A 25,073-nucleotide genomic window follows, 5' to 3' on the forward strand; every position below is an offset into this window, starting at 1 on the left:
AACTGGGGTTAACATCTTTTAATCATTTTCTGTTTCAACGTAATGTGAAGGTGCGACACCCTTGATTTTCTTAAACATTCGAGTAAACGAGCTCAGATTTAAATAGCCAAGCTTGTCAGAAACTTCCGTTAAGGTCATCCCGCTACGTATCATCGTTTCAGCTTGCTCCACCTTAGCCGTTAATACAGCCGTGCTAAAAGAAATACCCTTCTCTTCCTTATATATCCTACTGAGATAAACCGGACTTACTTTCAGGTGCGCGGCAATACCATTTAAACTAATTTCCTCGAACTGATGCTCTTGAATGAAAAGCTCGGTAGCATCAACAAATTTCTTTCTTTCTTGGCCGTTCTTCTCCTTAAATATCGGATCCTGTAAAGCATGGATAGCATGATATAGCAGCTGAACAGCTTGCGTTAAGGAGACGCAGTCCAACAGCTCGGTTCTTTGGATATAGGTTTCCAATGGGCGCCTTCCCGACATTTCACCTATCTTCTTCAGCTGGAATAAAATGTCCTCCAGCACATTGTGCAGCAATATTGGTTTAGGATATGGAGGGCCAACTACCTGCTTCAGTTCCGCTAGAAGGTCTTCTGCCTGCTCGAATTGAAAGCTCGAAAGCTTGTTCATAATCGACTTCTTCCAAGTAAACACTGCATCAGAAAGTGTTGACTCAGGCACTTCCCCCTGAAATAGATGCTCGTCCTCTTGATAATATTTAAGACTTAGCAGTTCACTGGAAGTGCCGTCGTATTCGATCCACTCTCGCCAGTCAGTGAACTTTTGACTCACCGCAATAGATAGGGAATGTCCAAGATACTGCGAAACTGAGTCGATCAACAGCTTCGGATCAATCTCAAGACTGTTCCCACTGCGTAACAATACATGCCAACAGTTGTCCTTGATGTTCTCGACAAACCCAATTAACCTGCCTCTATATAGCTCAACAGCCATATTATCGATCGAATGACCTATTTTAACTATCTCTTGGGAGGTTAGAATCGAATCGTCTTGTGAAGCCTCTAATGCAACGACCCATGCTTGATATTCTCCCTTTTGTAGAAAATGTTTATACTCTCCCAGCTTATCTGCGAATTCTTCTGTCTCCTCGCTGTTATACAGGCCGTGTAACCAGTCTCTCAATAGACTGGCTTTGCGAACGTATCTAGAGCCCGCTTCCGGTGTTGATTCTTCATGAATCGTTTGCTCCAGCTGCTTGGCTTTCATCTTGTCAGTTAATTGCTTCAGAATAAGCTGAAGCTCTTCAATTTCCATTGTTGATTTAACAATAAAATCATGAACGCCCAGGCGCAGTGATTTACGAACTGTTTCAAAATCTTGATTGCACGTAAGAATAATAAATTCTCCATCTGGATTTAACGGTTTTACTTTCTCTATAAAATCCAGCCCATTCATTCTTGGAAGCTGAATATCTACAAGGGCGATATCAGGCAAATAAGTTTCGTATAGCTCTACAGCTTCGACTCCGTCTCTCGCTTCGCATACGACTTCAAGTCCCATTTCGGACCAAGGAATTAAAGATTTGATTCCCATCCTAACTAACATATCGTCTTCAATAATCATCGCTTTCATTCTGGATCTCCTCCATGGTGATTAATATATGGGAAAGTTAGCGTGACGACGGTTCCCTTACCCCTCACGCTTCGAATTTCGATGCCATAACGTTCTCCGTACTCTAACTGCAATCGGCGATGAACATTTTTTAAACCGATCCCCGATGTCTTGCCCTCATCCTCATTAAGGTCATTAATTAGCATACCGTCAAGTGCGGCTTCCTCTATCCCTACTCCGTTATCCATGACTTCCACCCGTACCTGCTCGTCCTCCAACACACATGACATTGTCAATTTCGGCGTTATACCGTCGAGATTAGCGAACCCGTGTAATATGGCATTCTCGACGATGGGCTGCAGCGTTAGCTTAAGAATTCTTGCGTTCTGAACCTCTGGTGGCACATCCCATTCCGTTTCGATCTTCATAAATATACGTTTCTCGTGGAAGGCGATATAGCTTTTTACATAATCCATCTCCTCACCGATCGTGCTCCAGATGGTGAGTGATTTACTTAACGTATAATTAAGCATACTGCTGAGATTGACAAGCGTCTGGGCGATCGTCTTCTCCCCCTTCATTTCTGCCATCCAGCGAATCGAGTTGATCGAATTATGCAGAAAATGAGGCTTGATCTGTGACAGCAATAAATTCAATTCCAGGTGTGATTTTTCCCGCTCATCTGTTTTGATTCGATCGATTTGTTCATTAATTCGGCTTACCATCTGCTGAATGCCTGAAAACAAAATTTCGATTTCCTCCAAGCCCTTGTATTGGAAGTCCCAAATGACATCCGGTCCCTGTCCGGGCTCATTAAAGCGGATTTTTCGTACCGTCTTGGACAAATTCAGAACGGGTATCATTGCTTTTCTCGTGAATATATACAAAATGAGTGAGATTAGAATAATGGAAGAAACGGTTACAGTAAGCGTATGACTCCACAATTGCTTAGTAGGACTTGCGACCAGCTCTTCAGGTGTTAAGGCAATTAAATGCCATTTTAAGAAAGGGATATTTTGAATCGAGCAGAAATAGCTCTGCCCTTTCCACTTAATATGGAAGCTTTCATACCCTCCACCGTTGATCTTCGCATGGGATACAGCAAGACTGGATAATTCCTGTAAATAAGAGTTATTATCTTCTTCACTTGAGATGAGCAATTCACCATCTTCTTGACTTATGAATGCCAGCGTCGAGCTATTGAGTTGAATTTTACGTAGTAGCCGTTGGAATAAGCTCTCGTTCACTTCTACGTTTAACAGCCCTAGAGACAAATTCTCTTGTACGATATTTTTTGTAAAATATAAAGCATGTTTCCCATCAGATAGATCGTGAAAATTAGGGCCCACATTGCGATACATAATATTATTATCATAAGGTATTCTGCCCGGCCAATTAAACCCTCGCACAATTTGCTTTATTCTCTCAGCCTCTGTATCGTGCAGATAGCTATTACTAAACACTTCCTCTTGATTGTTGATGATCTGTACGTACAGAGGAACTCTCAACCGATAGTCCGCATTAAAGGATCTCAGTCTATCTCTGACCTCTTTACTATTAATAGGTGTGCTTTCATCACGATTAAGCAATCTCTGCAGCTCCTGATCTTGAGACAGAGTGCGAATATAATCCTCAATGTGATTGACATAAAAATCCAAGCTTATAGAGAGCGACTCCATATTGCTTGAAACCGACTTGTCATATAATGTCTCTACTTGCTTAACTGCTCCCTTCCCCAGCATATAACCTTGGAAAAGAACAGGAACAATGATAATGCACATAAGGAGCAGAATAAGCGTCATCAAGTTCATACGACGTTTCATCCGAATCATGCATATCCCCCCCTCGCTTATTCTATGCCTTCTACCTTAACACCAATTGACTCGTTAATAAAATGATCGTTCTGAATGGTTATCTTCAGAACGACCTTTGAAAGAACCCAAGCTATATGTTATTACCGATAATATTCTCAACTATTGATGACAAATGAAAAGGTCATGTCCCACAGAAGGTTTGATACGGATAAGCTGTTGGCTCAGGAAGTGTGGCGTAATCAGCCTGCTCATCAGAGTGCGCGAAGGGACTCGATAGAACATGAAGAAGCCTCTTCATCACGTCGTAGTCGCCATGCTTTACCGCCGCTTCCAATGCTTCTTCTACCCGATGGTTGCGCGGAATTATTGCTGGATTACGGCTACGCATCAACTGATGCGAGGAAGCCTTAGATTCCGGCTGCCTACCCAATCTCGCCTGCCATAGCTCTTGCCATTGTGTGAATTCCTCAGAGCCCGACAGAACCGTATCCTCCACCTTATCAAAGGTTAATGCGAGGAACGTATTCGTGTAATCCGCTCGATACTTCTGCATCATACTGAGTAACCCTTCAATAAGAGCTTCATCCTCAACCTCTTCATTAAAGATTCCCAGCTTCGCCCTCATTCCCGCCTGCCAATTAAGGTGATACAGCTTGGCAAAGTCCGCAAGCGCATCCTCGGCTAGCTTAATTGCCTGCTCTTCGTCCACATGGATTAGCGGCAATAGTGCTTCCGCAAATCTTGCGAGATTCCACCCAGCAAGATGCGGCTGATTCCCATAGGCGTAGCGGCCATTGGTGTCAATAGAGCTGAATACCGTTGCTGAATCATAAACATCCAAGAAGGCACAAGGACCATAATCAATCGTTTCTCCGCTAAGAGCCATATTATCCGTGTTCATAACGCCATGAATAAACCCAACGAGCTGCCACTTGGCAATGAGGTCTGCCTGACGTTTAATCACTTCCTTTAGGAGTGAAAGATAGCGGTTCTCATCGCCTTCAGCTTTAACCTCTGGAAAATGTCGCTGCAAAGTATAGTCTGCCAGTGCCCTGAGATCCTCAACTGAACTCCAATTAGCAGCATATTGAAAAGTACCAACACGCAAGTGACTAGCAGCTATACGAGTAAGAACGGCACCCGGTTGATCGATTTCACGAATGACAGACTCACCAGTCGTCACAACCGCAAGACTCCGAGTAGTCGGAATACCCAAAGCTTGCATGGCTTCACTGATGATATATTCACGGAGCATGGGACCAAGCCCTGCCCGGCCATCACCTCGACGGGAGTATGGTGTTGGACCTGATCCTTTAAGCTGAATATCTACTCGCTCACCTTGAGGAGTGATCTGTTCCCCAAGCAGTATAGCCCGTCCATCACCGAGCATATTAAAATGTCCGAATTGATGCCCCGCATAAGCTTGAGCAAGAGGCAATGCTCCTTGGGGAATCTGATTACCGGCAAACACCGCTACACCATCATTGCTCTGTAACGCTTCAACGTACAACCCAAGTGATTGTGCCAACGGGCCATTCACAATGATCGCTTTCGGCGAGCGTACAGGGGTCGGGTTAAGCCTTGAAAAAAAAGATTGCGGAAGACGTGCATAGCTGTTGTCGAAGTTCCATCCTGCATCTATGATTTCTGTTTTCTCTGTCATATGGTCTCCTTAAAGAAGCTTTCTTAAAGTATGTTTCTTTCTTTTATTATACCCTATTCAAAAGTCGAACTCACAATTGGTTTTGCTGACTCTCAATAACGTACTCATGGGGATAGTCTAAGTGTTCCAGCACAATGCCCCCGTATTGTATAATGGTTAAGTTCAATGGATACAATTCTCATTGGAACTTTATGTAGATTAGGTGATCAAGTGACTGTTCTCCAGATCAGAGAGCTAGAGAGATATACGGAAAATATGCTTGTATTTCCTTCTTTTCATATAGATGTAGATCGTCATGATGTCATTGCGCTCTATTCGAGCATGAACGTGCGCAGTACTTTAATAGCCATGCTGACAGGAAGATTGCCGCTCTCTAGTGGAGAGATTCGTGTAACTGGAGTGTTGTATAGCAGCAATAAGAAGGCTTATTTGTCTCAGCTCGGGCTACTGCTGTTGGATGAAGGTCTTTACGAGCGGCTCACGGTAAAAGAGAACTTTACCTTCTATAAAAAGCTTTATGAATCTGCAGCCGCGATCGATTTCGTTATTCGTACTATCAAGCTTGAGAAGCAAGTCAAAATGCCTTTATCCAAGCTAAGCTTATCCGAGAAAAGAAGAGTTCAGTATGCCCGCTTATTGTTCCAAGACCCTGCACTTTTCGTATTCGAGGAGCCGGATCAGAACGTCGACAATGAGACAAAGCTTGTTTTTCAAAAAATGGTTCGTATGCTAGGTGAAAGTGGCAAAAGCGTGCTGGTGCTAACTGGTAATATGGATACCGCGCTTAGCGTGACAAGTCAGGTGTACCGTCTGGATGAAAAGGGGCTTAAAGCCTTCGATGTTCAAGACACACAGGAAAGTCACATTCCATCACCTTCCCCATCCTCTACCCTCCCAGAAAGCCAGACTAGCCTAATCGTAGAAGAGGAAGTGGAGGAAACCGAAGAGGATGTGGTTGAACCCGTCATCCAGCTAGTTCGGTTCGAGAAAATCCCCACTCGGATGAATGACAAGATCATCCTCTTTAATCCACCAGAAATAGATTATATCGAGAGCAGTGAAGGACAATCTATTCTCTATATCAAGGGTGAGATGTATCCTACAACTTTCAAAATTAACGAGCTAGAGGAAAGATTGCACTCCTATGGCTTTTTCCGTTGTCACCGCTCTTATATCGTTAATCTTCAAAAGGTGAGAGAAGTAGTGACGTACACCCGCAACAGCTACAGCCTTATATTAGATGATGATCTTAAATCAGCTGTTCCTTTGTCGAAGACAAAAATGGCAGAATTAAAGGAAATGATCGGGCTCAAATAAGCTCCACTCGCTGAATGATCTACTCCAAACAGCTCCTGTAGTGCTCCACTCACCTCTAAATAGGCACCATTCGCCAATCTGTATACTCCTTTGGATGGGATTATAATGCCCCTCAGTCTGATCTCAACTAGTATTAGGGTATACGAGATACAACGGAGGTTGAGGGCGCATGGAGAATATTATTGAGGTGACTTCATTAGAGAAATCATTTTCAAATTTCCGATCATTAAAGAACGTTTCCTTTAAAGTACGTAAGGGAGAAATCTTCGGATTTCTGGGTCCAAGCGGATCAGGTAAAACGACAACGATAAAAATATTAACAGCTCAATTGAAACCTACCTCGGGAAATGCCTATGTTTTCGGAGTACCGGCCCATGAGCTACAGGAAGAAAAATATCGCAAAAAAATCGGCTTGGTTTCAGACGACACCGCTTTGTATGGCCGTTTGTCCGTCTACGATAACTTGAAGCTCTATTGCGACTTGTACGAAGTGTCTCTGAATCGGATTGATGAGGTTTTACAGATGGTGAATTTAGAAAAGGAAAGCAAGCGGATCGTTTCTAAGTTATCGAGGGGGATGCTTCAGAGGGTTATTTTAGCCCGCGCTTTCCTACACGAGCCTGAACTGCTATTTCTTGATGAACCAACATCCGCTCTTGATCCTGTGAACACCAAGCATATTTATGAAGGGTTATCGCGACTAAAGGACAAGGGCACTACCATATTTTTGACGACACATGATATGAATGAAGCGCAAATATTGTGTGACCGGGTCGCATTTCTCAACAACGGTGAAATCCAGCTGCTGGGTGCTCCCAAAAAGCTATGTGAGCAGCACGGAGATGCTACCTTAACAGTAGAGCTGACGGATGGCTCTGAGGTTATCATTCCGAAGGGGTCTGAAGGAGCGCAGCAGTTATTTGACTACATGAGTAAAGATCAAGTAGCTTCGGTTCATTCGAATTATCCTACATTAGGCGATATATTTGTAGAAGTTACAGGGAGGAAATTATCATGACATTTTCTACGAAGCGTGTATTCGCTATATTGAATAAAGATTATAAAGACGTATCTAGAAATTTGTACGTAAACACAACGGTATTCCTTCCGCTAATTATGGCTGTCCTTTTAAGTCGCTTAGATGCAGTGAACATTGATACCTATTTTTTAGTCATCAATATGGCTTTCATACTGGTCTCGACTTACGTTCAATCCTCACTAATTGCTGAAGAGAAAGAGAAGAAAACTTTGCGCGGGCTCATGCTGTCTCCTGCTAGCACTACAGAAATCTTTTTTGGCAAAAGCTTGCTCAGCTTTATCGGGACCAGCGGCATTGTCCTCCTCTCGATATTAATAATGGATTACAGCCCTAATAATGCTCTAATCGTCGCATTCGCATTATTCTTATCCGTCATTTTCTACCTTGGAGTAGGTACATTGATTGGTCTGCTTACGAAGTCAGTCATGGAGGCCTCGGTTGCTATCATGCCAGCGCTTGGAATCTTTACTCTCAGCCCCTTGGTTTCTCCTTTCATTGAGAAGTATCCAGTTCTGAAAATAACGGAGTATTTACCGAACATACAGCTTATCGACCTGGCGAAACAAGTAGAAACCGGAGCTGCCTTCGCAGAGGTATGGCCTAACTTGGGGATCATTCTTCTCTGGTCCATTGCCATTTACACTATGTGTGGGTACTTGTACAAGAAGAACATGGTGGATGATTGAGGGCTGAAGGAAAACTGGGATGGTTGTCTCGAAGCAACTTTAGAAAACTACAATTATTCTATTAATATGAGGAGCGCCAGCGTTTGTCTTTGAGATCGTGAAATCTCCTTGTTATGTTTTACCCATTCAGATTTCACGATCTCAACCCGGGGCCCCCGTAAAGTATTCGGAAATGACTACAAAGCTTATCTTCACTTTACAGGGTGGAGCAACCGGAAGGAGATACATCCCCGCAAAACTATAATCTATAGACAAGCTAGTGGCTGCCCATAAGTTACCTTATGGGACAGCCCCGTTTATTCACTGCGCCCAAATTTGTTGATTTGTTTTAACAATCGTCCCTGTCTCAGTTGCATGTTCAATCATCATCGCCAAATAGTGGTCCTGTGATGCTTCTGCTAAGCTGTAGAAGCTTGGTCCTCCATTAACATAGCTGTTCATATTATCCAGACAAGTCGCAATGGCGATTTCATCGTCGGTCAAGCTTGCAGGAATGAATGGGTTTCGATAAGCCCATCTTTCTCCTGCCATAATCCCCTTCAAATAATAGCCTTCCAAATTCCCATCTTCCCCCGCATTCACCCGCTTCAGGTCATACTGCACCGGGGTAGCAAAGTCTTGCAAATATTTAATAGCTCCATTATGGATTTCGCCTTTGTCTCCCCTAACCAGCAAACGTGGAGAACGGATCCAAGAAAAATATTGATCACCCGTAAAATCATAAACGGCGGTTTTGTCACCAAATTGGAGCAGAGCAATAACCTGCTTCGAATCAATTGTCTTCTCTTTCTCCGGTGCGCCTTTTCTGTTCGGTCCCTCAATTATTGGTGTAGTATACGAGAAAGCGCGAATTTCAACATCCTCAAATTGAATTCCCAATATGCGGCGAATTAAACTCATCCCATGATACCCATGGGCTACTGAAACTTGAGTTTGAGAGATGTCTCCTAGCAATCCCGAATGTATGATAGACAAGCGGGCAGCATGAAGTGGTTGATACAAATATTGTTCCGCAACTTGAACTCGCGCATTGCGTCCTACTTCATCATTTAATTCAATCAATGCATCAAGGTCGGCGGCCGGTGGAGTCTCTGTCAGCACTGGAATGTCACGTTTAACCAGCTTGCGGATAAATTCAGGCGTGACTCCCCTCGAAACAGCAAGCACGACAAATGAGGGAGTCGTATTATTAAACAATTCATCTATATCTCGATACGTTGGAATGCCCCAATCACGCTCAATCCGCTGCCCCTGTAAGGGGTCTCGCACAACTATACCTGTGACCTGAAACTTCTCTGGTAACGATCTTGCAATACGAAGGTAAAACTCCGTTCGCCAGCCGCCCCCCACTATACCAAATTTTATTTGCTCCATATGATGCTACTCCTTTGAGTTGCCTATTTGTATATTATAAGCTCCTTCCGTCGCGCCCTCCACCATCTTGTTGTTCCTACTCTATTTACATCCTTAATTTTAATCAACCGTTCCCTATTGGGTTAGTGTACTCTTTCAATATGAAGATTCAAACTTGCCCTGTTTTGGTATAGCGAATCGTAGCGTGCTTATTAGCGGGAAAATGGCTTCTCATTTGTTCTAACGAACTTCATTAGCGTTAAAGTGTGTTTTAATGAAGAATCGGAGCTACTTGGGTGGATATAACACGTCTGGGGTTCGTTACAATTTTAAACCATCAGATTTTGAGCATATAAGAGTTACTGAGTTCGTTAGAGAAATGCTAGATAACATTGCTTGCCACTGTTCACAATCAAACGGCTGCACCATGCGAGATAAAATTTGCCAAACATTACGAAGGTGGCGCGACCACGGTAAAAGGTCGATAATGCACCAAAGGGTAGCCTCAATGGCTACCCTTTGGTGCGACTCTTTCTTAAAGCCTTTATTATTACTTCTTATCCACTTGAAGTAATGATATGTTCTTGACCGCAAATGTATCTTTTATCTTGTCTTCCGTAATGACATTCAGTTTGATAAGGCTTGTAATCTTGGAGGAATCTGATTTTGAGAGCATTCGCCATACTTCAGGGTCAGGCAACGCCTCATAAAGCTTATTATCATCGTATTCCTTCCGCTCTTGAAGGACAATTTTCACCTTATAGCCTCCAACCTCAAGCTGGGAAACACCTTGTCCGGTACAGTGGTCCAAGATCTCACTTCGCAGTTCCGCTAGCTCTTGCTCTATTTCTTTCTGCTTTTGCTTTAGTTGATAGTATCGTTTGACTTTCTTGTCCACTAAGTTCACGCTCCTCTTTACAACATACTTATGCTGAGGGAGCGAATTTAGGACAGAAAAGAGGCAGGGCCGAAGAGTCTATAATGACCCTCGGACCTGCCTCTTTCTCGGAGCTCATTTGAATCAGTATACCCACGAATTCACAACTATCATTCGCTAGTAGCCGTGTAAAGACTATTGATTTCCGTAGCGCTAAACGCGCGGTTGTATAGTTTAACTACATCAATGGTGCCATTAAAATAACGGCCAGGGTCTGAATCACGCCCTATATATAACGGGGATGCATCATAGCTTAGACTACCCGTTTGAGCCGCTGTGGCAACTAATGCTCCATCCATATATAGTCTAATATTGGTGCCGTCATACGTACCTGCATAGTGATGCCACTGGGTGATATCTGACGTTGGTGTATAATTCGCCGAAGCCCAATTCCCTCCTGCCCAAACATAAAATCTAATTTCCTTCGTTCCCGACACTGGATGCATAATAAATCCTGGACGTTTCGCTACCAGCATTCCAGAGTTATTCCAAGTGGTAGTGCCGCTTTTTGCCCATAATGCAACCGTAATATTAGTAGGTCTTAAGCTTGGACTGTCATTGATCTGCACTTGCCCGGTTGATCCATTAAACAGTAATCCGCTATTAATCTTCCCTGTCGTCCACGTTGCTCCTCCGCTAACTGTACCTACATTCCCATTCCCTGAGGAGTCGCTAGCGATAGTACCTGTATTCTCATTAAAATTCCATCCACCAGCCAAACCATCTGAACTACCTGAACCACCAGAGCCATTATTGTAAGTAACAAAGGCATCTACAAGCATATATGTGCCCGATTTTTTGACACCCTTTATCTTATGGATCCCATTAGTCAGACCATTCTTACTATAAACAACCTGCTGCGTAATTTTGGATGAATGGGTGCAATCCACCGTCTGTTGGAATACTCCATCGATATAAATATCCACTTGCCCCATATCAACATCTTTTTCAGTAATGTATTCTATACCAGTTCCTGAAAATGTGTATTCAAAATAGTCATTGTTAGTCATCGTATAGTGAACATCTGCTTGATAATCGCTAGAAGCTCTGCCGGAGCTAAGTGACCAATTACCATTGTAAACGATGTTGCTATCCGTATTATTAACCTTAATGCCTTCAGTCTTTATATAGGAGCTTCTATACTGATCAGGAGTCGTGCCCGGTCTAACCATAACGATGGTTTCCCCTGCTGTCGTAGCAAAGCTCAGCAATGAACCTGAGAGCGTTTCGCTCTGTACGCCATTACGATACAGTACGACATTCGTGGCCCATGGATTTCTTACTTTGGCTATACCACCAAGCTGTGATTCAATCTCTACATATTGAATGTCCTGGCTGACCATGGATGACGATACGAGAAAGCCGCCTTTAGCAAGTAGCTTGTATTTGGCATCCCAAGCTGTCGGCCATGCAGGAAAGACGCGGATTACAGCATCCAATTCCGGTTTAGGGGCAACACTCTGTGACAGAGCCTCTTGAATGGCATCAGACCAAGTTCCATAGCCCTGAGCCGAATAATAATCTCCATTTTTCTCAAGCAGGTTAGGTGTAACGGAAAATTGATTGTACTGCACAGGGAACATGACCGCCAAATCATTCGCTTGACCAAGTCTTGCCGCATCTACTAAAAATCTGCTTGTTTCATGAGCAGTAATTCCATTAATACGTATATTCTTATATCCCGGTGATGCTAGATACGTATTCATGGCCATAGTCCAATCTCCGCCATCCATTCCTTGATCCCTTGATTCCAATGTTAGCACATCGAATTTTTCAAGCATCTTAAATCTAGGACTCTCAGATCCGTAATTATCTCTAATGAACGCTGCCGGCTGTAAGCCCTGCGCCCATGTTGGATTTGCCGATGTTAGCCCCCCGATAGCCCCTGTTTGACTACTCAAAGGATATGGCGCTATTTTATCAAGACGATCTTGCCACAAGGGTCTTAATGTAGCGTCTTGATTTAGCAGCTGTGAAGCCTTGATAGCAACTGCAAAAATCCCTCTCGCCAGCGAAAGATCATCGATAACATCCTTACCAGCCCAGATATGCTCGTGTAAGCTCGTATTGTAGAAATGGTATTTACCGTCAGCATCCAATTTGAAGCCAGCATAATTACGGTAAAACTCAGCTGCTCCCTTAATGAAAGGGTACGCATAATTTTGCAACCAAGTTAAATCTTTGGTGTACAAATACCGATCCCAATAATACTCAGCTGTCTCCTGCGTAGCTACCATCGTATGAGTTACATACGATGCCGGCGCTACTGAGCTACCAAGCCAATTCCAAATCGAGAGAGAGGTATCCCTATTGTTGGCGAAAGTATTAAGAGCTGAAGTTTTTGGTCCTTGGTAGAGTAAATAGGTTTTCAAGTCATTACCGATTGAAGTCGGCAGCGTTTCCTGTCCAAAAAAGCCCGATGTCTCTCCTATGAAAACCCCTTGGCTACCCCAGACTTGCGATGCCGCGTTCTGATATCTGCTTAAATTAGTCGTTCTCATATTAAATAGTGGATCCATTAATTCCATATGATTAGCGGCATCTAACGGTTGATATAAGGAATCCTGATTCCAATTCCAGTAGTTTCCGCCCCAGTCTCTTGTATCGCCTTCTGCGATCCAGTTGCCGCCATTGAATTTGGATGGGTATTGACCTCTATTCGAGATCGCTGCCAAGTACATGTAATAAGTGCGTCTTTGTTCAAAATTTGATTGTGTAGGAAGATAGACATAAGACTTCGACCAAAAACTATGCCACCAAGCTTGGTTGGAAGCAAAAATGGTGCTATAAGTAGATGAAGTGTTGGCTTGGGCAATAGCGTTGCTTTTCACATCAACGGCTGTATTCATGCTTGTATCGCCGCCAATAATGATAGTGAAAGTACCAGTGGCTGCAGGAACTGACAATCTTACCGTCTGTGTGTCAACCGTACTCGTAGTTCCTGTTCGGCCTTGGACTTTAATAGCAACAGCGGTGCTGCAATAAAAATCATTGCTTGCGATACCCGTTGAGGAGGCTTCCGAAAAAACTTGTTTTAACGCGATAATATTTCCCGTTTCCTGACTAATCGTTGATACTGCATGATTGGCACCCCCTGCACCCGTATTTACGGACGGAGCCCGAAGCATCTTCAGATCGATATTAACAGGCATAGGAACGGAACGATTATCAGTAACTTGAATGGCGATAATATCCGAATCATTTTTCCCGATTACTTTTACATTCAGATTGCTTCCATCAATATTGAGCATAGCGTCATAAAGCGATAATTTCTGTGTAGTCGCCGCACCAAAGACGGTGCCCCCAAAATCAACATTAATCTTCCCTAGCCCACCGCCACTTGAGTTCCCCCGAGCGCTTGCATCGTTAGCCACAAAAGTATTCGTATGATTGACTTGCATGCTAAGCATGTTACCAGAAGGCTCCCAGACTGGCCCCCCGAATTTACCATTTGCTATAGGCATACCATAAGGACCAGATGTAATCATTCCTTTGTAAGTAAGGTCTGATCGAGAAATAAGCTGGTTATAATCGGGGTTGAAGATGGGAGTTCCACTCGCCTTAACAGGAGTTGGATTCGTAATCACCAATTGTAAGACCAATGTGCTCAATAAGACCCCAACTGTAAACACCATTTTCCATTTCGCTATTTTCATATATTCAGCCTCCTAAAAATATTATTACGACACTGAAAGCTAGTTGTATTATCTACAAGCTTTTTCTATTAGAAAATCAACGACAGGTGTAGGATCCTCTAGGCTGTGGGGATGATGCTCCCCTTCTGGCTTCACAATAACGTTAATTAATCCCCCCCTTTCCCTGTAGCTATTAATAAGAATTTCAGCATTTTCGCTATATATTGCTGCAGTATCCGCATCTCCATAAACAATGATAATGGGGATCAAGGCCTTCGCAACTTGGTCAATTTTATCCAGTGGGTTTCCTTTAAAATCTTTAACCGTCTCTTCTGTTAAACCATAATGCGCAAGACATTCTTGCCACTCTTTGTCTGCTCGTACCGCCTTACCAAAACCACCTGGCCAGCTTCTTATATCCAACGAGGGAGCATCGAGGTATAACCCAGCCACTTTATCTGAATATTCCGCTGCATAATTGAATGAATATAGTGCACCCCGGCTGAATCCGAAAAGAACGGTTCTTTCTGCAAGACTAAATTGTTGCTCCACGTAATTCTGAAATGATCGCATAAATCGAATGGATGCTGGACAGCCGTACATGTCACTTACCTTGTAATAGGCTAAATACCATCCTTTCTCCAGCATAGCCATATCCACTTGGGCGAACGCATCAAAAAACTCAGCACGCCAAATCCATGGTTTACCTTTCGCGGGAGTAGCCGGAACAATAATCAATCCTTCTATTCCATTCACTAGAAAGTCGTATCTGATGTAACCTTTCCATAACGTTTTTTGCATACGTTCATTCTCCATAGATTAGTTTCGTTGTATGAAATAATCGGGATAATCCGCCGTTAACCCAAACTTATCCATCGGAAAATTACGGAATCCAAGAGCCAGAGCCGGGGAATCAGGCCTCACGCTATAATCTCCATTCGCTGGATCAACGAAGAGCGGATCTGCGTAAACAGAATGGACATCCCAGCCCATTGCCTGCCATTCAGACCATTCGTACGTCTCCGTCCGGCTGCCCAACGGCCGATAATGAACCGTCGCGAGAAACCGGCCTAAGTCGTTAAAGAATAAGTTGCCATCCAGCTCCTGTACCCAGCGGCCTTCCATCGGAGGGCCGATCAGCTCGTACAGCTTGCCTTTGGAATCACCCTTCTGAAAGTCGATATCAACCTCAGGATTATCCCATTCGCTGTTCGCCACGACGATATTCCCCCTGAACCGGTCACTATTGCCCTCGTATCCGATATGGATGCCGGGAGGATTTGCCCCGTTCACGAAAATATTGTTTTCAACTGTACGATAATCTCCTTCTCGAAGCTTGACCGAGACTCCAATGCACAGATTTTCGCGGACAACGTAATTGGACGAGCCGTCGTCCAGATCAATCCCCCATCCTTTGCGATCGCGAAACCTATTGTTGCGGATGACAACCGGATTCCTAGCATCTAGGCATACGTCTCCGGCTCCATGCGACGCAGGACCGTGGGATTGGGAAAGGCACCAGAACCTGTCCCTCCCCCATGAGTTAAACGGACCATGATCCCCTGTTTCCCTTACCGTATCGTACACATCGTTATATTCGATAACGTGTCCTCCCCATGTCCCGTCGTTGATACAGATAGCAGCACGCGGAAGACGGAAAATCTCATTATGGCTGACGATGTTATCGCGGCTAACCGAGATAAACACGCCTGCAGTCTGTTTCCCGTAAACACCGATATCGTGAATTTTATTATTACTAATCGTGATATTCGCTGGATAGGCGTGCTGACTTCCTAGTGTCAGCGGCTTCGACCCGACAAGGCAAAAACCACTTTCGCCTATGTCATGTACCCAGCAGCCGTGAATGCGATGATCCCTGTTGTAAAGGCTTACAAATACAGCGTTGCCTCCGACAGCATCGAACTCGCAATACGCAATCTCGCAGTTCTCCGCCCCCTCCATGAATACCGCGCCACCTCGATGGATCGTCCAATCCCCAAGCGATGGCGCTTCATACGCCTTCAAGTAAGTCGGCACAGCGTGCTGGAAGTGAATACCGATGAACGATATCCATTGAACTGGGTGACGTTGCGTCCCTATGAATTCAACGATTCGTTCCAGAACAGGTACTTCCACAACGGACTCTTCTAGAACCAACCCTTCTGGCGGATAATAGTAGAGAATACCTTCCTCGCGATCGGCGTACCATTCACCCGGGGTATCCAGTTCCTCGAATACGTTGTCAACGAAATAGTCAGAACGTTCGTCTATACCGGTAGCGTCGGAGCCTTGCATAATGTCGTTGATTTGATAGCCACCTTCGCCGAAGCGGATGACTCCCGCCTGGCGATCGACGCTCTCTACCCGCCATTGCAAATTGCCCCACTTGTTCTTTCCGAATGCATGAACAACCGCTTCTTCTGGCTTCGCCCATTCCTTGTTCGTGAAAGTTGCGGGGTCGAACGGCAATTCGTAGTGTGGCCATGCCCTCGGCTCGCCGAGTGGCCGAACGAAAGCTGGGCTAGCGCCCGAGGCTTTCGGGAAACGGGCACGAGTCTGCCGGACTCCATTTACGAACAGCTCCGTAAACATCTCTTCTCGATTGACGCCTTTCCACTCAGGAATGGCACATTTCCATATGCCATCTCGGTAAGGCTCCATACTTAGTCGAAGCCGCTTGCCTCCGCTTACAATAGGACGCTCTCCCGGAAATGCGCGGTACCAGACAGGGGCACTTTCGGACCCTGAATCCTCCGCTGTTAAAGTGAACGTCTGTTCCAAATAATGCGTGCCTTCCCGGAGCCATACCGTTGCCGATTGGATTGCTGCCTTTCCGGTACTTCTTAGTTCCCGCTTGGCTCTATCCAGTGTGGCGAACGGTTTGCTCTCCGTTCCCAGCGCATCGTCGTTTCCATTAGGGCTGACATATAAATTTATTTGCGTTTCCATATCCATGTTCGACATGTGGAACACCTCCTTTTAATCCTTCACAGCGCCTGATGTAATGCCGCTTGTAATGTATTTTCGCGCGAACAGGAAGATGATGACGCCAGGCATGCCGAGCACGACGAGCGCCGCATTGAATTTACCATAGTCCGCCGGAGAGAATCCGAACAAGCCCTTCAGCGTATTGACCGCAACCGTCGCAGTTAGAACTGATTTATCGGTCAAGAACATGAGCGGTAACAGGAAATCCTGGAACGACCACATGATTGAAAGTACTCCAAGATTGATAAGTGCTGGAGTCGACAAAGGCAAATAAATACGGTTAAACATCTGCAGCTTCGTGGCTCCGTCGATTGAAGCTGATTCCATCAGCTCAGGCGGCAAATTATCGTAATAGTTGCGCATCATGAGAACAGCGAACGGTAGCGTGAGCACCGCCTCCGACAGTATGACCGACCAGAGCGTATTGTATAGGCCGACATTTTTGAGAATGTAATAGAACGGAATCAGGATGACTACTCCAGGCACCGCCAAACAGAGAAGAACGGTGGCGTACAGAGCTTCCTTGGCGAAAAACCGCAGCTTGGAAAAAGCAAATGCCGCTAGTGATCCAACTGCCAGCAAGATAACCGTGGACCCGAGCGCGATGAACGCCGAATTCCGAAATGTTCCGAGTAAGGATATGCCATTCAGGTCCCCCATGAACAAGTCGACGTAATTCTTAAATCCGTTAACTTTGAGTGAATTGCGAATGGCTGTGTAGAATGGGAACAGCCACACAAGAGCGAAAGCGTATAGAAATACGGTGATGATTCTCTTCTGCCTACGGGTGACGAGGCTGATATTCATCCTCTCCCCCCCTTTCGTGCTTTAGTGCGGAAAGCAAGCATTTGCACGACCGAAATGCTCAAAGCGATTAGAAGAACGATCGCGGACGCCGCGCATACGAAGCCAATGTTCGCCCCCGCAGATCGAACGAAAGAATAAATATATACGCTGGTGTTCTCTGTCGCACCTGCCGGTCCGCCCTGCGTGAGCAGGAATATACGTTCGAACTCGCGAAAGCTACCCAGCAGCGTGGACAGGATAATCGTCTTGTGCGCGTTCTTAAGCAGTGGGAATAAAATGTTCCACATCATCCTACCTAGTCCTGCCCCGTCTATGACAGCCGCTTCCAGAATACCGGAATTGATCGTTGTCATATCCGCATTGTAGTACATCATCGGCAGACCGATCAGAAACACCGAGATCGAGATGACTGATAAATAGGCCATTTCAGGATTGCTCAGCCATCTCTGCGCCAGAAAATCAAGACCGATGCCATGGAGCAGCTGGTTCAGTGTACCGAAGCGGTATTCTAGCATGATGGAGAAAACCATTGCGATCAGAGCAAGCGGCATGAACGATGGAATGAAAAATAGCGCCCCTAGAAATTTTGAGCCTCTGATTCCAATGCTCAGTACGACAGAAACCAGACACCCTACCGACACACCAATGACGATAGCTGCGGCCGAGAACACTAGATTGTTGACGATGGAATAGAGAAATCTGCTATCTTCTATGACCATGCGATAATTTTCCCAGCCGACAAATTCCGCGTCTCGGAACGATAACGTTTCTTTAAAGAAACTCGTTTGAATGATGAAATAAAAGCCGTAAAACAAGAAAATTGCGAACAAGACAAGCAGCGGAGTGACAAACAAATACCCGGTAGCATGTTCCCTAGCCTTGATCTTCATACAGCGTGCACACTCCCCAACTACGGAATAGGACAGGAGCGATGGCCGATGCACATACGCTCCCGTCAATCCGTTATCCGATTATTCGTTTATTCGTTCGGATACTTACCCGTCTCGAATTCCTTCTGGATCGCTTTCGCCGTCACTTCCGGCGTCTGCTTGTTAATAAGCATCTTCTGTAGCTGTTGTCCCACAACGTCAGAGAACGGAGAGTTGTTGTTTCGATCTGCACTCGGGTGGTTCAGCAGGTCGGATAAAGTCTTATAGGATTCCTGTGCCGTTGGCGTCGTAAGAAGTGACGAATCGGGAACGAAACCCGTCTTATTGGTAGAGAATGCAAACGTAGAGGCGAGCATATCGTTACCTTCGCCGAAAATAAGATAGTCGATCAATTGCATTGCTTCTTTCGGATGCTTGGAATTCGCAGGAATGCCGAGTCCAAGATCGATGAACGAACGGATCGAAGATTTGCCATTCGGCTCTATGCTAGGTATTGGTAAGACGCCGACATCTTTAATGCTTACTTGATTTCCTACACGGTAGCTGTCCAGTAGTAGATTTGCTTCCCATGTGCCTTGGATTAAGAACGCGGCTTGGCCGGAAGTGAACGCGTTACGGGAGGACGTATAGTCTAAGTCCATTACATCGTCTCTATTGATAATGCCGTCAGTAAATAGCTTCTGGAAGCCTGCTACCGCTTGAATATATTCAGGACCGTCCAGCTTCTTGCCGTTGTATCGCCATTGATTGTACAAGTCGGACTGTTGTCCAGCGATTGTCCAAGCCACTTCGTCCAAAATCCAGGCGTCTTTGCCGCCGACAGCGACGGACAGCTTATTGCTCTTCGTATCGCGGAGCTTGTCGGATATCGCTTTCAATTGCTCATATGTCTTAGGCGCTGGCAGGTTGAGCTCATCCAAAATATCTTTGTTGTAGTACATAATCATCGAACCAATGGATGCCATCGGCAGGAACTTCAAGCCGTCAGATTGGACCTTCGCCTGCGAAACGCTGTTCTCGCTAATGACCGACTGCCAGTCTGGACGTATCTGAGAGATCAGGTCTTCCAGTGGGAGAAGATCGGCTTGAATTTGCTTTGGCATCGCTCCGGTTTGGACACCGACGACATCCAAATTTTCGCCAGTACTGAGCGCCAACGGCATTTTCATTTGGAAATCTTTCGTTTCCATCACGGTAAGCTCAACCTTGATACCGGGATGACTGGCTTCGAATTTCTCGATGACTGCCTTATAGAGATCTGCTGACGGATGCCACGTCCAAAACTTCAAGGTAACAGGATCGGCGCCGCTTGCCGGTGCGGATGCTGGCGCGCTCGATTCGCCGGACGTAGCTGGCGTGGCAGAGCTTTGCACCTCGTTACCTTTCGAATTGCTGCAAGCAGAGGCGAGCATCGAGAACGCTAAAATCGTGCTTAGCAGAGCTAATGGTTTGCGAAGCTTTTGCATGGATAATTTCCCCCTATCGCGTATATGAAGCGCTTACGAGATAAGCCTAACATGCGTTCAAGGGGGGAGCCCATGGTCATTGCACATGATTCGATATGGAAATTTCACATAGATTAGTGGGGATGATGAAATTCGGGGATGCCTCGATCTAAGGCGACTTGCTTACGGAATTCGTCCATCTTCAAGATGGCTTCACGGGTCGTAATGGCACCAGTCATCGCTTGCTGAACCCATTTGCCCATTTCGTATTGGCTGTAGCCAACGATGAACGGAGTGACGGACGGATAGGTAAGCTCGTCGATAAACTTTTTATTTTCCAAGTATTGCGGAGTTGGCTTATTCGTTGTCACACTTTTAAAATAGGTTCCGGTATTCATGCCTCGATAGATTTCGTTCAATACGTCGGGCTGCGCCAGATAACGGATAAAATCGATCGCTTCCTTCACATGCTTGCCGTTCTTGTTTACCAGCATCATTGCCGCGTTCGGTCCTTCGTACAGCTTGGCCTCACTGCCTCCGACGAATAGCGGCATGAGCCCGAAATCACTCGCCGTGCCCGGATACTTCGCCTCCAAATCCGAATACAGATACACGTCCCACGACATGACCATTGCATACTCGCCGCTGTGTAAAGCGTCAACTAAGCCATCCCAATTGTTATTAACTGAGTCGTTGCCAAAGTAACCTCGCGTATACATCGTTCGATACCAATCGACGACGTCCTGCACCGCAGGTACATCCGCCAGGTTAAGCTTATTCGTGTTCAGCGCATTGACAAATCCCGGTGTTCGCTCGGCGACATAGTCAAAGCCGAATTGGGGTAGAAGCGGCCATATATCCTTGCTCGCCAAATACATAGGCGCGATACCGGCTTGTTTGAGCTTCTCGCATACCGCGAAAAACTCCTCTTGAGATTCCGGAACGTGCAAGCCAAGCTTCTCGAATATTCGCTTGTTGTACAATGTGCCGCTAGTGGATGCCTCCCACAGAGGCAAACCATACAGCTTACCGTCTTTCATCAGCCGCGGGCGCACCTCATCGGTCAAGTCCGACTCCCATGCTTCCCCACTCATATCGACGAAGTTGCGCGCCGGACGCAAATCACTAAGCGCAGTGCCTCCAAAATGCAAGACGATGTCCGTAATTTCACCTATGGCGACCCGTCTGCTAATCAATGTGTCTACCGTATCAATCGGTAACGCCTGTAATTCGATCCGGTTCCCTGAATCGTTCTCGTACATCTCAATGGCCTTCGTCAAAATCGGTCTGACCGTCCAATCCTGATTAGCCATCAGCGTAAGCGTAACTGGCTGAGCATTGTCCAGCTTATCGCCAGCAAATCTCGTTGCGTCTTCGTTCTCATTGCACCCGAAGAGGGAGACCATAGCGGTAATAAGGAACGCTCCGACGCATGCCCGCAACGGCATTCTTTTCTTAATCCCTTTATGTCGAACCGCTTGCCGCATCCCGTTCCCGCCTCTCCTTGTACTCCTTCGGACTAAGCCCTGTCGCGTTCTTGAACACCTTGCTGAAGTAGAGACTGTCCTCGAATCCGACCTGTTCGGCGATTTGACGAAACGACAACTCTCTCCTATCGTTCAAGAGCGAGATCGCCTTGTCGATACGAAGCTTTGCCAAATACTTGCCGGGAGGGACGCCAACGACCTCGCTGAACACGTTAGAAATATACGTCTTGTTATAGCCGAATACTTGCTGCAGCTGATCGCTTCCGATCGGCTCCATATAGTGCTCGTCCAAGTACCTCCGCACGTTGTCTATCAAATCCTTGGCGGAACGGTCCGGACGGCTTCTCAACAAACGATCGTATTCTTCCTTCATAAATCCGCAAAATTGCTCCGTTACTTCGTCCAGCGTCCTACAGCCAGATACCAATTCGTTCGCATTGAATGCCATTGCATTCCCCTCGAGTTCTGTCGACCTCTGAGCGCGGAACAACCGGACGATCACCTGTAATAGGCTCTCGCACGCTTGCTGGCCGTAACCCTCTCTGCGCCATTCCTCTTTCCAGCTAAGCATCGATTTCTCAAAGGAACGGTAATCTCCCGACTTAGCGAGTGTACGGCAAGCCTGCTCCAGCTCCGCCGTCAATACGAAGTCATAGCTGCCGGAATCGCCATGAAACCATACCCGGCATTGTCCGATTCCCGTATTGCGGGCCAACCCTTCCCTAAGCGCTCGCAACGAAGAGGCCAAGCTATTAGGGAATACAGGCTCAGAAACGGCCAGACATATTTGCCAATTCGCCATCCCTTCGCTCCGTCTCCATTCGGCCAGCATTTCTTCAGCCGTATTACAGCTCCATGAATCCGTCACGGGATTTACCAAACCCCTGACTACGATTTTCTCATTGGACGTCAGACCATTTATCCACCACGCAGGTGAACGAATAGGACTCTCACGCGCGAAGAACGCCGACCTCAAGAGGTTGTCCTCCTCTGACCGCCAACCGCCCGAAGCCGGCGACAGATCCTCCCATTCGTCTTTTCGGTGCGCGCCTTTCCGAATAAGAAGTATCTGGTAGGCAGGATAACCTGGATTTACAGGCTCGGCACCCGAATCGTCTGAAAGTCGTAAAGCTTGCCTAAGAAAAGCCCGTTCAGTTACCTCTTTGCGCTTACGGAGCAAAGTGGAAGCCTTTGTTAGCGACTGCTCCAGTAGCTCTTCTTTTAAAGGCTTGAGCAAATAATCGAAAGCACGGGACTGCAGTGCTTCCCTCGCATAATTAAAATCGCTATAGCCGGTCAGAACGATACAAGGAATGTCATAGCCTCGAAATTCTAATTCCTTCATGAATTGTAAGCCATCCATGACGGGCATTCGGATATCAGTCACAATCAAATCCGGCTTCTCTTCGCTTTCTTCAAGCATTGTTAAAGCCTTTCGTCCATTATAAGCCGTTTGCGACACAACGAAGCCTTGTGTGGACGATTCAATCATCTCCTTCACCATACGAAGGATCGGCGGCTCGTCTTCGATCAGCATAACTCTGTTCATCTCTTAGCGCCTCCCAGTGATCGTGAATACCGCTCCCCCGTCGGATGCGTTGTCAGCCCGGAACTCGACGTCTTCCCCGTAGAACAGAAAAAGTCGCGCAACCACGTTGGTCAGGCCTATCCCGTTCCCTTGCCGGATCGGCATTGAACCGTCCTCTCCACCCTCCACAATTAATCTCTCTGTCTCCGCTCCAGGATTGGACCTCAATTCGCTGATTTGAAGATTAATTTTGTTCAACATCTCTGTCGAAAAACCAATGCCATTGTCCGCGATTGTTATTGTCCATCGTCCTTCGCTAACAGTTCCTCTTATGGAAAGCTTCCACGGCGGATCCACTCCCGCGAAGCCGTGATTGAACGCGTTTTCCACGAGCGGCTGCAACGACAATCGAGGAATCGGAACAGGAAAGATGTCGGGAACGATCTCCGTATCGATCTCCAAGAAATCCTCGTACTTGCTCTTCATCAACGTCAGGTATTGCCCCACGTGCTCGATTTCGGCTCCGATGGTGGAATCTTTGCGATCGAATTTCATCGTATATCGGAGCATGTCCGACAACGCAATGCACATTTCCGTCACCTTCGGATTGCCTGAGCTTTTTCCATATGCCGCAATTACCGTCAACGTGTTATGCAAGAAATGGGGATTGACCTGAGCCTGCAGTGCATTCATCTGAGCGACCATCGCGCGTTCGTTGGATTTCTCCGCTTGTCGCATAGAAATTTTCAATTCATCGAGAAGCCCTTGGAAAGCGACGCCCAATAACGTGATCTCGTTGCGGGTTCTTAGCCTAGCGGGCAGCAGCTCCAGCTTTGCTAGGTCGACGTTCGCTAGCGAGTCCTTCAGTCTCCTCAGCGGTCTCGTCACGCGATTCGTATACAGGTAGAGTAGGAAAAGAAGCACGATAAGCACCGCGAGAAAAATCGTGATCGAGCTTATTCGCAAATACTCAATAGGGCGGCGGAAAGCGGATAAATCTTCAACGAGCAAAATGTTCCAATCCGTAGAGGTCAATTTTGAATAGAACACCATCTGACGGGTTCCTGACAGCCTCGATTCGAAATGTCCGAACTCACCGTTGAACTGCATCGCCAAACGTGTATCTTCGTCGAGCTTCCGCTCCTGCACTGGAGACAAGCTGCTGAACAACACGCTGCGGTCAGAGCCCATAATGAGCACGTTGCCGAACGATAAATTATTTCTAAAGAAAAAGATGTTCTCCAATTCTTTGACCGCGTAGCTAATTTCCACGTATCCATAAACGTTATAATTGTCCCGGAGCGGCCGGACGACGGAAACGACCAAGTCCCCGGATACCGACCAAGGGTCCGGATGAGGCGCCAAATACCGCTTGTACTCCTCCATGCCTAAATAATCCCTGAATGTAGGCTTCAAGCGTATCTGCGATTTGTCGACTTTGATATTATTCATTTTGTTACTAAGATCCAAGTAATCACCGAAACGACTAACGAGACTGATCCTTCCCTTAAGCGGCTGCAGTGACATAAAGGAGAGCAAAGTGTTCCTGACGTCTGCACTGACAGCTGGATTCTCGATAAAATAGTTCCGATCAGAGTCGAACGAGATGCCTTTCAGCACGCCCATGATCGAATCGGATGCGTTGACAGAGATCGAAAGCTTATCCATCTCCTTAAGCATTTCATCGACTTGCTCCTGCAGCTTGATCGTTGTCTGCTGTTTGTTCTGGGCAATATCGTTCATAATCAACGATTCGTTACGATAATAATTAATGACGTTGACGATCGTGAGCACCGCAAATAGGAACGCAGCAAGCGCAAGGAAAATCTTCGTCTGGTAGCTAAAAGATCCGAACATGCCGTTCACCCCGCGCACAATTCAGTAAGCGCATTCATTTCCTTAATTGTATCAG

At 46.1% G+C, this 25,073-nt stretch carries 17 protein-coding genes; 3 read left to right on the forward strand and 14 right to left on the reverse strand.

Features of this window, described 5'->3' with window-relative positions; translation table 11 throughout:
- Nucleotides 1-18: 18 nt before the first annotated feature.
- The 3 genes from KCTCHS21_RS25915 to KCTCHS21_RS25925 all read right to left on the reverse strand — a co-directional run bounded on the left by KCTCHS21_RS25915 (nucleotide 19) and on the right by KCTCHS21_RS25925 (nucleotide 5,049).
- Complete coding sequence (locus KCTCHS21_RS25915; RefSeq protein WP_130614867.1) at nucleotides 19-1,593, reverse strand: response regulator transcription factor; 1,575 nt, start codon at nucleotides 1,591-1,593, stop codon at nucleotides 19-21.
- On the reverse strand, nucleotides 1,590-3,404 hold the full coding sequence (locus KCTCHS21_RS25920; RefSeq protein ID WP_130614869.1) for a sensor histidine kinase: 1,815 nt from the start codon (nucleotides 3,402-3,404) through the stop codon (nucleotides 1,590-1,592). Before KCTCHS21_RS25920 ends, KCTCHS21_RS25915 begins: the two co-directional genes overlap by 4 nt.
- Before the next feature lie 163 nt (nucleotides 3,405-3,567).
- Nucleotides 3,568-5,049, reverse strand: coding sequence for a protein adenylyltransferase SelO (locus KCTCHS21_RS25925; RefSeq protein WP_130614871.1), 1,482 nt, complete (start codon nucleotides 5,047-5,049; stop codon nucleotides 3,568-3,570).
- Between the two features lie 165 nt (nucleotides 5,050-5,214).
- On the opposite strand from KCTCHS21_RS25925, the gene KCTCHS21_RS25930 reads away from it, so the two are divergent.
- The 3 genes from KCTCHS21_RS25930 to KCTCHS21_RS25940 all read left to right on the forward strand — a co-directional run bounded on the left by KCTCHS21_RS25930 (nucleotide 5,215) and on the right by KCTCHS21_RS25940 (nucleotide 8,091).
- The gene (locus KCTCHS21_RS25930) at nucleotides 5,215-6,366 is read left to right on the forward strand and encodes a LytTR family transcriptional regulator DNA-binding domain-containing protein (protein WP_232057965.1); all 1,152 of its coding nucleotides are present in this window, start codon (nucleotides 5,215-5,217) and stop codon (nucleotides 6,364-6,366) included.
- A 169-nt stretch (nucleotides 6,367-6,535) separates the two neighbouring features.
- The gene (locus tag KCTCHS21_RS25935) at nucleotides 6,536-7,384 is read left to right on the forward strand and encodes an ABC transporter ATP-binding protein (protein ID WP_130614874.1); all 849 of its coding nucleotides are present in this window, start codon (nucleotides 6,536-6,538) and stop codon (nucleotides 7,382-7,384) included.
- Nucleotides 7,381-8,091, forward strand: a complete 711-nt coding sequence (locus KCTCHS21_RS25940) for an ABC transporter permease (protein WP_130614876.1) — start codon at nucleotides 7,381-7,383, stop codon at nucleotides 8,089-8,091. The genes KCTCHS21_RS25935 and KCTCHS21_RS25940 overlap by 4 nt, the downstream gene beginning before the upstream one ends.
- A gap of 300 nt (nucleotides 8,092-8,391) precedes the next feature.
- Here the strand turns inward: KCTCHS21_RS25940 and KCTCHS21_RS25945 are convergent, their stop codons facing one another.
- The 11 genes from KCTCHS21_RS25945 to KCTCHS21_RS25995 all read right to left on the reverse strand — a co-directional run bounded on the left by KCTCHS21_RS25945 (nucleotide 8,392) and on the right by KCTCHS21_RS25995 (nucleotide 25,018).
- A complete protein-coding gene (locus KCTCHS21_RS25945; RefSeq protein ID WP_130614878.1) occupies nucleotides 8,392-9,465 on the reverse strand; it encodes a Gfo/Idh/MocA family protein in 1,074 nt (357 codons plus the stop codon).
- A 529-nt stretch (nucleotides 9,466-9,994) separates the two neighbouring features.
- Complete coding sequence (locus KCTCHS21_RS25950) at nucleotides 9,995-10,342, reverse strand: hypothetical protein (RefSeq protein ID WP_130614880.1); 348 nt, start codon at nucleotides 10,340-10,342, stop codon at nucleotides 9,995-9,997.
- Nucleotides 10,343-10,491: 149 nt separating this feature from the next.
- Nucleotides 10,492-14,037, reverse strand: a complete 3,546-nt coding sequence (locus KCTCHS21_RS25955) for a LamG domain-containing protein (protein ID WP_130614882.1) — start codon at nucleotides 14,035-14,037, stop codon at nucleotides 10,492-10,494.
- Nucleotides 14,038-14,085: 48 nt separating this feature from the next.
- Complete coding sequence (locus tag KCTCHS21_RS25960) at nucleotides 14,086-14,817, reverse strand: alpha/beta hydrolase family protein (protein WP_130614885.1); 732 nt, start codon at nucleotides 14,815-14,817, stop codon at nucleotides 14,086-14,088.
- 18 nt (nucleotides 14,818-14,835) lie between these two features.
- Nucleotides 14,836-16,980, reverse strand: coding sequence for a right-handed parallel beta-helix repeat-containing protein (locus KCTCHS21_RS25965; protein WP_130614887.1), 2,145 nt, complete (start codon nucleotides 16,978-16,980; stop codon nucleotides 14,836-14,838).
- A 15-nt stretch (nucleotides 16,981-16,995) separates the two neighbouring features.
- Nucleotides 16,996-17,811 carry a carbohydrate ABC transporter permease gene (locus tag KCTCHS21_RS25970; RefSeq protein WP_130614890.1) on the reverse strand — a complete coding sequence of 272 codons (816 nt, stop codon included), beginning with the start codon at nucleotides 17,809-17,811 and terminating at the stop codon, nucleotides 16,996-16,998.
- On the reverse strand, nucleotides 17,808-18,701 hold the full coding sequence (locus KCTCHS21_RS25975; RefSeq protein WP_130614892.1) for a carbohydrate ABC transporter permease: 894 nt from the start codon (nucleotides 18,699-18,701) through the stop codon (nucleotides 17,808-17,810). Before KCTCHS21_RS25975 ends, KCTCHS21_RS25970 begins: the two co-directional genes overlap by 4 nt.
- 89 nt (nucleotides 18,702-18,790) lie before the next feature.
- A complete protein-coding gene (locus KCTCHS21_RS25980) occupies nucleotides 18,791-20,167 on the reverse strand; it encodes an ABC transporter substrate-binding protein (protein ID WP_130614894.1) in 1,377 nt (458 codons plus the stop codon).
- Nucleotides 20,168-20,280: 113 nt separating this feature from the next.
- Nucleotides 20,281-21,633 (reverse strand): ABC transporter substrate-binding protein, encoded by a 1,353-nt coding sequence (locus KCTCHS21_RS25985; protein WP_130614897.1) that lies wholly within the window; start codon nucleotides 21,631-21,633, stop codon nucleotides 20,281-20,283.
- Nucleotides 21,611-23,182: a response regulator transcription factor gene (locus KCTCHS21_RS25990; RefSeq protein ID WP_130614899.1), complete on the reverse strand. Its 1,572-nt coding sequence runs from the start codon at nucleotides 23,180-23,182 to the stop codon at nucleotides 21,611-21,613. The genes KCTCHS21_RS25985 and KCTCHS21_RS25990 overlap by 23 nt, the downstream gene beginning before the upstream one ends.
- A 3-nt stretch (nucleotides 23,183-23,185) precedes the next feature.
- On the reverse strand, nucleotides 23,186-25,018 hold the full coding sequence (locus tag KCTCHS21_RS25995) for a cache domain-containing sensor histidine kinase (protein WP_130614902.1): 1,833 nt from the start codon (nucleotides 25,016-25,018) through the stop codon (nucleotides 23,186-23,188).
- Nucleotides 25,019-25,073: the final 55 nt, after the last annotated feature.

The sequence above is a fragment of the Cohnella abietis genome (genome assembly GCF_004295585.1).
Classification (GTDB): domain Bacteria; phylum Bacillota; class Bacilli; order Paenibacillales; family Paenibacillaceae; genus Cohnella; species Cohnella abietis.